Annotated in this window: 14 protein-coding genes; 1 reads left to right on the top strand and 13 read right to left on the bottom strand. The window is 40.5% G+C overall.

Features of this window, described 5'->3' with window-relative positions; genetic code table 11:
- Positions 1-25: 25 nt before the first annotated feature.
- The 5 genes from BMSHG_RS11285 to rpsU form a co-directional block, all read right to left on the bottom strand.
- Positions 26-514, bottom strand: a complete 489-nt coding sequence (locus tag BMSHG_RS11285; protein WP_019154560.1) for a hypothetical protein — start codon at positions 512-514, stop codon at positions 26-28.
- A 55-nt stretch (positions 515-569) separates the two neighbouring features.
- On the bottom strand, positions 570-1,568 hold the full coding sequence (floA, locus tag BMSHG_RS11290) for a flotillin-like protein FloA (protein ID WP_019154561.1): 999 nt from the start codon (positions 1,566-1,568) through the stop codon (positions 570-572).
- An 18-nt stretch (positions 1,569-1,586) separates the two neighbouring features.
- Entirely contained in the window at positions 1,587-2,945 is a 1,359-nt protein-coding gene (locus BMSHG_RS11295) for an NfeD family protein (protein ID WP_083879345.1), read from the bottom strand.
- 183 nt (positions 2,946-3,128) lie between these two features.
- The gene (locus tag BMSHG_RS11300; protein WP_019154563.1) at positions 3,129-3,572 is read right to left on the bottom strand and encodes a GatB/YqeY domain-containing protein; all 444 of its coding nucleotides are present in this window, start codon (positions 3,570-3,572) and stop codon (positions 3,129-3,131) included.
- Positions 3,573-3,586: 14 nt separating this feature from the next.
- Positions 3,587-3,760 carry a 30S ribosomal protein S21 gene (gene rpsU, locus BMSHG_RS11305; protein WP_019154564.1) on the bottom strand — a complete coding sequence of 58 codons (174 nt, stop codon included), beginning with the start codon at positions 3,758-3,760 and terminating at the stop codon, positions 3,587-3,589.
- Positions 3,761-4,015: 255 nt separating this feature from the next.
- Between rpsU and BMSHG_RS11310 the strand changes: the two genes are divergently transcribed.
- Positions 4,016-4,936 (top strand): Na/Pi symporter, encoded by a 921-nt coding sequence (locus BMSHG_RS11310; protein WP_019154565.1) that lies wholly within the window; start codon positions 4,016-4,018, stop codon positions 4,934-4,936.
- A gap of 36 nt (positions 4,937-4,972) precedes the next feature.
- Here the strand turns inward: BMSHG_RS11310 and deoC are convergent, their stop codons facing one another.
- The 8 genes from deoC to dnaK all read right to left on the bottom strand — a co-directional run bounded on the left by deoC (position 4,973) and on the right by dnaK (position 12,462).
- Positions 4,973-5,644: a deoxyribose-phosphate aldolase gene (gene deoC / locus BMSHG_RS11315; RefSeq protein ID WP_019154566.1), complete on the bottom strand. Its 672-nt coding sequence runs from the start codon at positions 5,642-5,644 to the stop codon at positions 4,973-4,975.
- A gap of 161 nt (positions 5,645-5,805) precedes the next feature.
- Positions 5,806-7,155, bottom strand: coding sequence for a tRNA (N(6)-L-threonylcarbamoyladenosine(37)-C(2))-methylthiotransferase MtaB (gene mtaB / locus BMSHG_RS11320; RefSeq protein WP_019154567.1), 1,350 nt, complete (start codon positions 7,153-7,155; stop codon positions 5,806-5,808).
- A gap of 6 nt (positions 7,156-7,161) precedes the next feature.
- The gene (locus tag BMSHG_RS11325) at positions 7,162-7,905 is read right to left on the bottom strand and encodes a 16S rRNA (uracil(1498)-N(3))-methyltransferase (protein WP_026073426.1); all 744 of its coding nucleotides are present in this window, start codon (positions 7,903-7,905) and stop codon (positions 7,162-7,164) included.
- 16 nt (positions 7,906-7,921) lie between these two features.
- Positions 7,922-8,860, bottom strand: a complete 939-nt coding sequence (gene prmA / locus BMSHG_RS11330; protein WP_019154569.1) for a 50S ribosomal protein L11 methyltransferase — start codon at positions 8,858-8,860, stop codon at positions 7,922-7,924.
- A 64-nt stretch (positions 8,861-8,924) separates the two neighbouring features.
- The gene (gene dnaJ / locus BMSHG_RS11335; RefSeq protein ID WP_019154570.1) at positions 8,925-10,052 is read right to left on the bottom strand and encodes a molecular chaperone DnaJ; all 1,128 of its coding nucleotides are present in this window, start codon (positions 10,050-10,052) and stop codon (positions 8,925-8,927) included.
- Between the two features lie 142 nt (positions 10,053-10,194).
- On the bottom strand, positions 10,195-10,365 hold the full coding sequence (locus BMSHG_RS28600) for a hypothetical protein (RefSeq protein ID WP_154651051.1): 171 nt from the start codon (positions 10,363-10,365) through the stop codon (positions 10,195-10,197).
- A gap of 72 nt (positions 10,366-10,437) precedes the next feature.
- Positions 10,438-10,563, bottom strand: coding sequence for a hypothetical protein (locus BMSHG_RS29280; RefSeq protein WP_019154572.1), 126 nt, complete (start codon positions 10,561-10,563; stop codon positions 10,438-10,440).
- 63 nt (positions 10,564-10,626) lie between these two features.
- On the bottom strand, positions 10,627-12,462 hold the full coding sequence (gene dnaK / locus BMSHG_RS11350) for a molecular chaperone DnaK (protein WP_019154573.1): 1,836 nt from the start codon (positions 12,460-12,462) through the stop codon (positions 10,627-10,629).
- Between the last annotated feature and the right edge of the window lie 34 nt (positions 12,463-12,496).

Raw genomic sequence — 12,496 nt, forward strand, 5'->3', positions numbered from 1 at the left:
TGAAAGGGGGTTCTAGCACTTCTTTTTATCGTGAGCGATAGTTCATCGAACGATGGGGCTTTTTTGCCCGTGGTGGGCCAAGAATTTCAGACCAAATAATCGCGTCTGCCAGCTTTTCGCCTTCCACGTTAAACGTTCTCCCGCTGTTGGTTGTCTCAGTAACCATAATCGGCTTAGTTTCTATATTCATTCGACTTTGCGTATTCATTCTGTTTGCTCTTTCAGCATATTGTTTCTGCTGTTCTCTCAGAGCGGCAATTTTTGCTTCAGCCTCTTTCTTTGTATCAATATATTCATTGTAAAGAGGCTTGGCAGGTTTCTCTTCTTCTACTTCAATAAATTCTTTGAATATCTCTGCCATCGGATTTGACGGCGGAGAACTCTCAGTACTTGTAGGTGAAGCTTGCCTTGTAGGTCTCTTATTTGTTGGTTGTTCTTTGTTTTTCTTAAATAGGGAAGAAAGGATCCCTAGAAGAATAATAATTATAAAAGGGTTATCTAATAAGAATTGCAAGAGAGGCTACCTCCCTTCCTAATATAGGAGCCACAATTTTACTCAAACAGATCATTTAGTCGTTCTTTTTCCCTTTTTCATCATCGGTAATTTTACCGATTGAATCCCTCATATCTGTATCAGCAGAAATGTTTTGGATATTCATATAATCCATAACACCAATGTTTCCAGATTTAAGGGCCTCTGCCATTGCAAGTGGTACAGTTGCCTCTGCTTCAACCACTTTTGCTCTCATTTCTTCGACACGTGCCTTCATTTCCTGTTCTTGCGCAACAGCCATTGCACGACGCTCTTCCGCTTTTGCTTGGGCAATCTTTTTATCTGCTTCCGCCTGCTCTGTTTGTAGCTCGGCACCAATGTTCTTACCGATATCAACATCCGCAATATCAATCGAGAGGATTTCAAAGGCTGTTCCAGAATCTAACCCTTTTGATAAAACGGTTTGAGAAATCATGTCAGGGTTTTCTAACACTTTCTTATGGTTAGATGAGGAACCAATTGTCGAAACAATCCCTTCACCAACACGGGCAATAACCGTTTCTTCACCAGCTCCCCCGACGAGGCGCTCAATATTTGCACGAACGGTGATTCTCGCTTTTGCTTTCACTTCAATTCCGTCCATCGCCACACCGGCAATAAATGGCGTTTCAATAACCTTCGGATTTACACTCATTTGTACCGCTTCAAGAACATCACGCCCAGCTAAATCAATCGCTGCACATCGTTCAAAAGAAAGTTCAATATTCGCTCTTTGTGCGGCAATGAGGGCATTTACTACTCTATCCACATTACCTCCAGCAAGATAGTGACTTTCTAGTTGGTTGGTTGTCACGTTTATTCCTGCTTTATGGGCTTTAATCAATGGATTAATGACTCGACTTGGAATAACTCTTCGTAATCTCATCCCAATAAGGGTAAAGATACTTACTCTTACTCCCGCTGCAAGTGCTGAAATCCACAGCATTACTGGAACAAATGTAAGTAATACGGCAATTAGGATAATCCCTAATACAATTGCCACTAATAAAAATATAGTTGGTGCATCAATAGGCATATTATTTCCTCCTTAAAGCTATTCTTTATTTAAATTTGGTATTTCTCGTACAACAATTCTTGCTCCTTCTGCCTTCACAATTTTAACCATTTTATTTTTTTCAATAAAGGCCCCTTCACTGACAACATCAAGACGCTCATCTTCAACAAGAACAGTACCAGATGGCCTTAGTGCTGTTAACGTTTTTCCAACAACACCGATAAGCTCCGATCTCGTTCTATTCGAAACATAACCGCTTTCCGTATTAGTCGAGTCTCTTAAAACAATCTTCCTGAATATTTTCATCTTTTTACCAAACACCTTTATCATTAAGATAGAAGCTAAAATCGACACTCCTATGGCGATTAGTAAAGATATTCCCATATAAACCACATTGTCAGTGGCTAGGAACAAGCTCGCCATGATGGAAATAAACCCGATAATTCCTGCTACTCCACCGGGAAGGAAAAACTCCAAGATAATGAGGCCTACCCCGAGGACGAATAATATCAATGTCTCATAACCGGCCAGTCCAGCTACTAAATGACCATAAAAGAACAGTAAGAGAGCTGATATTCCCATAAATCCAGGGATCCCAAATCCAGGTGAATATAATTCGAGAACAAGTCCCAAACTCCCTATAGAGAGTAAAATAGGGATCACGATAGGATTCGTTATAAATCTAGCCAATTTTTCAGCAAAACTTTCATCAACCGTCCGGACTTCTGCATTTGGATAGCCAAGCTTTACCAAAACTTCATCAATAGAGGCGACCGTACCTTCTGAATATCCAACCTCAAACGCTTGATCAGATGTAAGTGTAAGAAGTTTTCCTTTCGGAGCACCAAACTCAGGTAGGTCTACTTCTGTGTCTGCCATCGCTAATGCGTAGATTGGATCACGACCGTTTTGCTCAGCAGCGCCTTTCATGGCACTCAGCCAATAAGATTGAGCCTTTTGATCAGCTGCATTCCCCTCTGAATCAATGATCGCTGCAGCACCCATCGTTGCTCCTGGTACCATGTATATCTCATCTGTATTTAACGAAATGAAAGCACCGGCAGATAAAGCATCTTTATTAATAAATGAGACCGTTTTTAAAGATGTTGACGTAAATAACTTCCCAATTTCACCGGCTGCATCGACCGCTCCACCAGGTGTATTTATTTCAAATATTATTGCTTTTGCATTTTCCTTCTCCGCAGTTTCTACGCCCCGTTTTAAGAAGGATGATAGGCCTTTTTCAACAGAGTTTTCAATAGGTACTACGTACACTACATCATTATCAGCATTTCCATGGTTAGGCAGTGATAAGATGATGAGGGCTGCCAGAAAAGAAAGAAGCGTAATGACCCTTCTGATCCTCAAATGGCTTTTCACAATATTCCCCCCTCTCATTAAATGGCGATAGTAAGAATACGAATGAGACCATGAAAAGGTTTCAAATTTCGTTATATATCTTTTTTTACTCTACCACAATTGCAACAAATACATAAACAATTAACTGTAAAAGAGACGTCCTTGCTATAACACTAGACGTAAAAAGACCATAGAGCTTACGCCCTACGGTCTTTAATACGTTTATGAAAGGTGTTGTTGTACAAGTTTATTAACGAGTGAGCCATCTGCTTTGCCTTTTACTTTCGGCATAATCGCAGCCATCACTTTTCCCATGTCAGCTTTTGAAGTAGCACCTACTTCTGCTACTGTCTCTTGGACAATGTTAGAAATTTCTTCTTCAGACAGCTGTTGGGGCATATATTCTTCCACATACTGTAATTCAGTACGAATTTTTTCAACTAGGTCCTCGCGGCCTGCTTTGTCAAATTCATGGAGGGAATCCTTGCGTTGTTTTACCTCACGAGAAAGGACTGTTAGCTCTTCATCTTCGGATAATTGACGACCAAGTTTAATCCCTTCATTTTGAAGAGAAGCCTTGATCATCCGAATAGATGAGAGTTTGTCTTTTTCTTTGTTTTTCATCGCCTGTTTCATATCCTGATTCAAACGCTCGAGAAGACTCATAAATGCACCCTCTCTTACCACTTACGTTTTCTTGCAGCTTCAGACTTTTTCTTACGTTTTACGCTAGGTTTTTCGTAGAATTCACGCTTTCTAGCTTCTTGTATAGTACCTGACTTAGATACAGTACGCTTAAAACGACGAAGAGCATCTTCAAGTGATTCGTTTTTACGAACAACAGTTTTAGACATTCTCTTTCCCTCCCTCCGAACACAACACACTTACACTACATGAAACCATGTACTTTGCAATTATAATATAATGACGGGGCAAGGTCAACAGTATTCTCGCTCCCATTCCTTAAAGATCCCTACCCTTTCGGTTACAGTCACAAATTTGCTGTAGCTTTTTGTTGTGATTTGTATCAAGATAAATACTTCGTTACCTTAATTATATGCATGCTTGTCTCCTTTACGCCATAAAGTTTATGGAAAGGGTGATTTAGTTTGCTAAATATTTTAGCCTTTATTTTATTTATTATAATATTTCTAGTCGGAATGACTTTTTTGAGAACAGGATTGTTTAATGCTTCTGCCTCTTCATTGAAATTTTGGCTAGTCAAACTAACAAATACTCCTATTAGTGGACTACTCGTTGGAACAGTTGTCACCGGTATACTGCAATCGAGCTCTGCTGTCATGGTTATGACGATTGGCCTCATCTCTGCAAAAATGCTTACATTTAAAAGATCGATTGGAATTATTTTAGGAACGAATATTGGGACAACTTTTACGACCGAGTTTATAACGTTTAACATCGATTCTGCGATCGTGCCAATTGCAATCTGTGGAGCTATATTAGCTATTATGAAGAAAGCAGTACTCAAAAGTATGGGCTTTGTTTTACTTGGACTAGCCCTCATATTTACAGCGATGAACGGATTTGAGATTCTAGCCACGCCAATTGCTCGATTGCCATGGATGAATGAGTACACGACTTTATTAAATAACAACCTATTTGTCAGCGTTATGGTTGGGATTTTGATCACGATGATCATTCAATCAAGTACAGCTACTACCGGAATTGCGATGGGTTTTTTAAGTAGCAATGTAATTGGAATTGATGCTGGAATCGCCATCATGCTGGGAGCAAATATTGGCACATGCATGACAGCCTTTCTTGCCAGTATCGGTGGTGGAAAGGAAGCGAAGCTCTGTGCCTACGCACATATTTGGTTGAATTTTATTGGCGTTATCGCATTCTATCCATTTATTCCATATTTATCACAAATTGCTTTACGTCTTGCCACTGAACCAGACGTTCAATTAGCTCATATTAGTTTAGTGTTTAATTGTGTTTCTTCGTTAATTGTTCTATCTTTTGCCAATAAGTTTGCCGATTTCGTCCTGAAACTTCATGGAAAATAAATAAATGCCGGTTCTTGGCCGGCATTTTTCGTTCTATTAATAATCAGAATCTGAAGTTAATCCTTGCACAATCGCAATCCCAGAGCTTGCACCAATTCTTGTTGCACCAGCATCAATCATGCTTTTCGCATCTTCTGCATTTCGTACTCCACCTGATGCTTTCACTCCGATCTCTGGTCCAACCACTTTTCTCATTAAGCGAATGTCTTCTACAGTCGCTCCACCTGTTGAAAACCCTGTGGATGTTTTCACAAAATCTGCGCCCGCTTTGACAGATAGTTCACATGCTGTCATCTTTTCTTCCTCAGTAAGAAGGGAAGTTTCAATAATGACTTTTGTAAGAGCTTTTCCTTTAGCTGCCTCTACAACAGCACGAATATCTGATTCCACTAAATCAGGATCACCGCTTTTCAACGCTCCAATATTTATAACCATGTCTACTTCTGTGGCACCATTTTCAATTGCATTTTTCGTTTCAAATGCTTTTGTTTCTGAAGTTGTCGCTCCTAATGGAAAGCCTATTACTGTACATACCTTAACATCTGTTTCTTCAAGTATCGCACTTGCGTAGCGAACCCATGTTGGGTTCACACATACAGAAGCAAATCCGTATTCTTTCGCTTCTAAGCAAAGACGTTCAATTTGTTCTTCCTTAGCATCCGCTTTCAATAATGTATGATCAATATATTTGGCAATTGTTTGTTCCATTTTGTCATGCCCCTTCCAATTTCACATTAAGTTGTACGTACCTCTACCATCATATCATTCAAACTTCTCTTTTTCGAGGTTATTTTTTGTCATTTTCGAAAAAATAATCTCAGACTTTTACTAAATGCAAAAGGACTGCACATCATGTACAGTCCCTTCTTTTATACAGCTGCTTCTTGAACATCCATATCGTCTAAAACACGAACAAATTGTCCTTCGTTATATGGATAACCAGCCTTTTGAATCTTCACTTTAACAATTTTTCCAATCATGTCTTCAGTACCTTTAAAGACTACTTTCAAATAGTTATCTGTATAACCTACAAACATTCCATTCGTTGGTTCATCTTTAAATTCTTCTTCTGGGATTACTTCAAGCACTTCATCTTCAAATTGAGAAGCATACTCTTTTGCCAATTGATCAGAAAGTGCAATCAGACGATGAACTCTTTCATTCTTCACATCTTCATCGACTTGGTCATCCATTCTCGCTGCTGGCGTTCCTGTTCTCTTAGAGTACGGGAATACATGCAGCTCTGAAAATTGATGCTTTTTAATGAAATTGTACGTCTCCATAAATTCTTCTTCTGTTTCGCCAGGGAAACCAACGATGACATCAGATGTAACCGCAAGACCAGGAAGAACTTCCTTTAAGCGTTCTAATCTTTCAGCAAAGAATTCCATCGTATATTTACGACGCATTCTTTTTAATACTGTGTTTGAACCAGATTGAATCGGAATATGCAAATGTCTAACGATAATGTTTGAGTGGTCAATGACTTCAATGACTTCATCTGTAATTTGGCTCGCCTCAATCGAAGAAATGCGTAGGCGCTTCAACCCTTTTACTTGTGCCTCCAGGTCTCTTAAAAGACTCGCAAGATTGTAATCCTTCATGTCTTCTCCATATCCACCTGTATGAATACCTGTTAAGACAATCTCTTGATAGCCTGCATCAACTAACTGTTGTGCTTGGCGAATGACTTCTTGTGGATCCCGTGATCTCATAAGACCTCTTGCCCAAGGAATGATACAAAAAGTACAGAAGTTGTTACAGCCTTCTTGAATTTTTAATGAAGCTCTCGTTCTATCTGTAAATGCAGGTACATCTAGTTCTTCATAGACACGGTTTTTCATGATATTGCCGACACCATTAATTGGTTGACGCTCTTCTTTAAATTGCTCGATGTATTCGAGCATTTTCACACGATCTTGAGTTCCAACTACAATATCAACCCCAGGGATCGCCATAATTTCCGCTGGTGATGTTTGTGCGTAACACCCTGTGACACAAATAACGGCATCAGGATTTTTTCTAATCGCTCTTCTAATTACCTGGCGGCTTTTTTTATCACCTGTATTTGTCACCGTGCAAGTATTGATAACATAAACGTCAGATGTAGATTCAAAGTCAGTCCGCTCGTATCCTTGCTCTTTAAACAATTGCCAAATGGCTTCTGTTTCATAATGATTGACCTTACAGCCTAATGTATGAAAGGCAACTGATGCCATTTATCTTCACCTCGTTAATTCTGTTTGATAGGAAACAGCCGTTAGTGCATATAATGGGGCTGTTTCTGTTCTTAAAATTCTTGGACCTAAACCACAAGAAAGGAATCCCTCTTCTTTTAAAAGAAGAACTTCCTCATCTGTTAGTCCACCCTCCGGTCCAAAAACGAAGAGGATGGATTCGCCCTCTTGAAGCTTTTTTAAAATGGAATAAAGAACAGATGCTTCACCTTGCTTGGCATCTTCTTCAAACGCCACTAATTTATAATGATAGCTTTTGCTTAATTCGACCAGTTTTTTTATCGTTACTGGTGGATGGACTTCTGGCAATTCATGACGATGAGATTGCTCAGCAGCTTCCTTTGCAATTTTATTCCAGCGCTCCACCTTTTTCGACGCTTTTTTCTCATCCCATTTCACAATGGAGCGAGATGCCGTAAAAGGGATAAACGTAGCAGCTCCTAATTCCGTCCCTTTTTGGATAATCCACTCTAGTTTATCCCCTTTGGGCAGACCGCTCGCTATCGCCACCTGTACTGGCATTTCAACAGAAGCTTCTTCCCATTTTACAACTTTTGCAACGACTTGTTGATCGGTAATTTCTTCTATTCGACAGCGAGCACTTTTGCCAGCGTTCGCACAATAGATTTCATCATCCACCTGTAGCCGCATCACCTTCACAATATGATGGCGATCGTCTTCAGAAATATAGAAACGATCATCGTTGAAATTCCTCACAAAATATCGTTGCATCTTTACACCTCTTGAATTATCTCTTTTTTGCGATAAAAGCAACCCAGTCTTCCATTTGAATCGTTTCGACAATTTCAAATCCTGACTTCACAATGGCATCCTTTACTTCTTGCTTTTTTTGAAGAATGATACCAGACGTAATAAAGTGTCCACCTTGTTTCACAATGCGTGCCGCATCATCGGTAAAGCGGACGATGACTTCTGCAAGAATATTGGCGACTACGACATCTACGGGACCTTCGATTCCATCAAGCAAATTATTTTGAGAAACAGTAGCACGTTGATGAACCTTATTCAGCTTAATATTAATTCGAGCTGAATGAACAGCAACTTCATCCAAATCTAATGCTTGAATGCGTTCCGCACCTAATAATCCAGCAGCAATACTTAAGACGCCAGAACCCGTTCCTACATCGACCACATGGTCCCCCTCTTTTACGGTTCTCTCTAGGGCTTGGATGCACATTACCGTTGTTGGATGAGTACCCGTACCAAAGGCCATGCCTGGATCTAATTCGATAATGAGTTCATCACTATGAACAGGTGTGTACTCCTCCCAGGTTGGAACGATCGTGAATTTTTCTGAGATCTTTACAGGATGATAGTATTTTTTCCAGGCTGTCGCCCATTCTTCTTCATTGACTTCACTAATGGTAACAGTATTCTTGCCGATGTCGATATTATGAAGGATTAATCCATTAATCGCTTCTTTTATTTCTTCAACGGTTTCTCCTAAGAAGCTATTAACTGGTAAATAGGCTTTTACAATTACTCCTTCTTCAGGATAATCGTCCGGATTCAGTTGGTAGATTTCACCGAAGCGGTCTTCCCTCTCCTTCTCAAGCTCAAAAGGGTCCTCAATGACAACCCCAGAGGCACCTGCTTCATGTAAAATATTTGAGATCGGTTCTACCGCCTCATTTGTTGTATGAATGGCAATTTCAGACCACTTCATTCTACCAACTCCGTTTCTATATAACCTACATTTTATTGAATGCTAGACTTACTTCGTTCTGACGTTACTCACCTTTGAATGCTCTTTTTACCTTCGAAAAGAAACCTTCTTCCTGATCCCCTTGTGGTACTTTTCCACTTACTTCGGCAAATTCCTGTAGAAGTTGCTTTTGCTTTTCAGTCAGCTTAGTTGGCGTTACAATCCGCATTATGACATGCTGATCTCCGACACCATAACCTCTCACATTTGGAACACCTTTGCCACGTAAACGGAATTTAGTGCCTGTTTGTGTACCTGCAGGAATCTTAAGCTTTACTTTTCCATGAACTGTTGGTACTTCTATCTCATCCCCTAGCGTTGCTTGGACAAATGTGATTGGCATCTCACAGTAAATATCATCTTCATCACGTTCAAAAAATTCATGTGAACGCACATGGAAGACAACATATAGATCCCCAGCTGGCCCACCATTAACACCAGGTTCACCTTGACCTGAGACTCTTAATTGTTGACCATCATCAATACCAGCAGGAATTTTGACATGAATCTTGCGGCGTTTTTTCACCTTACCTGTGCCACCACAAGTTGAACACTTATGCTTAATTTCCTTTCCAGTTCCATTACAATAGTTACAAACTCTACGGTTAACGATTCGACCGAAAGGCGTATTTTGCTCTACATTTAATTGACCACTACCATGACAATGGCTACATGTCTCAGCCTTTGTACCTGCCTTTGCGCCACTTCCGTTACAAGTTTCACAAGTTTCCTCTCGAGGAATTTCAATATCCGTCTCTTTTCCAAAAATGGCATCTTCAAAGGAAAGAGTCATCGTATATTGGAGATCGGCACCTTGTCTAGGAGCATTCGGGTCTCGACGTCTAGTACCGCCTCCACCAAAGAACGTTTCAAATATATCTTCAAAGCCACCGAAACCGCCTCCGCCAAAGCCACCTCCACCAAATCCTTGGTTTGGATCAGTGTGACCAAATTGATCATATTGAGAGCGCTTAGCGTCATCACTTAATACTTCGTATGCTTCTTTAACTTCTTTAAATTTCTCATCCGCATCCGCTTCTTTATTAATATCTGGATGATATTTTTTCGATAGTTTTCGATATGCTTTTTTAATTTCGTCTTTAGAAGCTGACTTGCTTACTCCTAAAACCTCATAATAGTCTCTTTTACTCAACCTTACCACTCCCCGAATCCATTCGCATAAAGGTTATTTTAACACTCATTTGATTGCAAGTGCAAATATATTCGTACCTACATAGAAAAAGCCAAAGCCATAAATACTGTGACTTTGACTTCTCTATATTCTAATCAACTATTTATTGTCTCACTTCAGCGCCTCGTCTTGTGCTTGTCGCCGATGGACGAGCGCTCTCCGCTTTTCTTTGTCCAGCTCCTGCGGCTAGACCCTCGAGTCGCTTCAGTCCAGCTGCGGAAGTCAAAGGACGACTTCCACTTCTGGCCTTCCAGCGCTTGTCGGGTCTGATCAAGCCGCATCCGCTTTTCTTTGTCCAGCTCCGAGCGCTATCGGCTCGAGGTCACAAGCCAATCCGTCAAGGTGGTTAAAGTACAACCACCATGCCGCCTCGTCTTGTGCTTGTCGCCGATGAACGAGCGCTCTCCGCTTTTCTTTGTCCAGCTCCTGCGGCTAGACCCTCGAGTCGCTTCAGTCCAGCTGCGGAAGTCAAAGGACGACTTCCACTTCTGGCCTTCCAGCGCTTGTCGGGTCTGATCGAGCCGCATCCGCTTTTCTACTTATCGTCTTTGATTTCTTCGAATTCTGCGTCTACGACGTTGTCGTCTTTTGGAGCAGCTCCTGCTTCTCCTTCAGCTCCCCCAGCCGCTTGTGCTTGTTTGGCAGCTTCTTCGTAAAGCTTAACAGATAGGTTTTGAACGATTTCTTGTAAAGCATCTTTCTTAGCACGGATTTCGTCAAGGTCATTTTTCTCAATGGCAGCCTTAAGTGCATCCTTTGCTTCTGTTGCTTTTGCAACTTCTTCTGCATCCACTTTACCTTCTAAATCCTTCAATGTCTTATCCGTTTGGAAGACAAGCTGATCTGCTTCATTACGTAGTTCTACTTCTTGCTTACGTTTTTCATCCGCTTCAGCATTTGCTTCAGCCTCTTTAATCATTTTATCGATTTCTTCATCTGATAATCCAGTAGATGATTTAATTGTGATCGCTTGCTCTTTATTTGTGCCAAGATCCTTCGCACGTACGTTCACAATACCGTTTTTATCGATATCAAATGAAACTTCAATTTGTGGAATTCCACGTGGAGCTGGTGGAATATCTGTCAATTGGAAACGACCTAGTGTTTTGTTATCAGCAGCCATCGGACGCTCACCTTGAAGAACATGGATGTCAACCGCAGTTTGATTATCAGCAGCTGTAGAGAATACTTGTGACTTTGAAGTAGGAATCGTCGTGTTGCGCTCGATTAACTTCGTAAATACGCTACCCATTGTTTCAATACCAAGTGATAGAGGTGTTACGTCTAGTAAAACAACATCCTTCACATCACCTGTAATAACTCCACCTTGAACAGCCGCACCCATTGCTACTACTTCATCTGGGTTAACTCCTCTATGCGGTTCTTTTCCTGTTGCTTTCTTAATTGCTTCTTGTACTGCTGGAATACGAGTTGATCCACCAACCAAGATCACTTTATCAAGTTCTGAAGAAGATAAACCAGCATCTTGTAATGCTTGACGAACAGGTCCCATTGTTCTTTCCACAAGGCTTGAAGAAAGTTCATCAAATTTAGCACGTGATAGTGTAACTTCTAAATGAAGTGGTCCTGCTTCTCCGGCTGTAATGAATGGTAAAGAAATTTGTGTTGACGTAACGCCTGATAGATCCTTCTTCGCTTTTTCAGCTGCATCTTTCAAACGTTGCATCGCCATTTTATCTTTAGAAAGGTCAATTCCATTTTCTTTTTTGAATTCTGCTACTAAGTAATCAATGATAACTTGGTCAAAGTCATCTCCACCTAGACGGTTATCACCAGCAGTAGATTTAACTTCAAATACACCGTCTCCTAATTCTAGGACCGATACGTCGAATGTACCACCACCAAGGTCATATACTAGGATGGTTTGGTCTTCTTCCATTTTATCCAAACCATAAGCAAGAGCAGCAGCAGTAGGCTCGTTAATGATACGCTCTACTTCAAGCCCAGCGATTTTTCCTGCATCTTTTGTCGCTTGACGCTCTGCATCATTGAAATAAGCTGGTACAGTGATAACTGCTTTTGTCACTGTTTCACCTAAATAATCTTCAGCATAAGCTTTCAAATGTTGTAAAATGATGGCTGAAATTTCTTGTGGTGTATACTCTTTTCCATCAATTGTTTCTTTATGAGAAGTTCCCATATGACGCTTGATTGATAGAATCGTATTAGGATTTGTAATTGCTTGACGCTTCGCTACTTCCCCAACTTGACGCTCACCATTTTTAAATGCAACAACAGATGGAGTTGTACGGTTTCCTTCTGGATTAGGAATTACTTTTGGTTCTCCACCTTCAAGAACTGCTACACAGGAGTTCGTTGTTCCTAAGTCGATACCAATAATTTTGCTCATGTTAATAGCCTCCCAAATTTAGTATGTAATCATT

Origin of the sequence: Robertmurraya massiliosenegalensis JC6 (assembly GCF_000311725.1) — a bacterium.
GTDB lineage: Bacteria > Bacillota > Bacilli > Bacillales > Cytobacillaceae > Robertmurraya > Robertmurraya massiliosenegalensis.

What these genes read in the sequence shown, in the direction of transcription:
- deoC (WP_019154566.1), bottom strand. Translation starts at nt 5,644, where the DNA reads ATGGAACAAACAATTGCCAAATATATTGATCATACATTATTGAAAGCG.
- rpsU (WP_019154564.1), bottom strand. Translation starts at nt 3,760, where the DNA reads ATGTCTAAAACTGTTGTTCGTAAAAACGAATCACTTGAAGATGCTCTT.
- dnaK (WP_019154573.1), bottom strand. Translation starts at nt 12,462, where the DNA reads ATGAGCAAAATTATTGGTATCGACTTAGGAACAACGAACTCCTGTGTA.
- floA (WP_019154561.1), bottom strand. Translation starts at nt 1,568, where the DNA reads ATGCCTATTGATGCACCAACTATATTTTTATTAGTGGCAATTGTATTA.
- BMSHG_RS11325 (WP_026073426.1), bottom strand. Translation starts at nt 7,905, where the DNA reads ATGCAACGATATTTTGTGAGGAATTTCAACGATGATCGTTTCTATATT.
- BMSHG_RS11295 (WP_083879345.1), bottom strand. Translation starts at nt 2,945, where the DNA reads ATGAGAGGGGGGAATATTGTGAAAAGCCATTTGAGGATCAGAAGGGTC.
- prmA (WP_019154569.1), bottom strand. Translation starts at nt 8,860, where the DNA reads ATGAAGTGGTCTGAAATTGCCATTCATACAACAAATGAGGCGGTAGAA.
- BMSHG_RS11300 (WP_019154563.1), bottom strand. Translation starts at nt 3,572, where the DNA reads ATGAGTCTTCTCGAGCGTTTGAATCAGGATATGAAACAGGCGATGAAA.
- mtaB (WP_019154567.1), bottom strand. Translation starts at nt 7,155, where the DNA reads ATGGCATCAGTTGCCTTTCATACATTAGGCTGTAAGGTCAATCATTAT.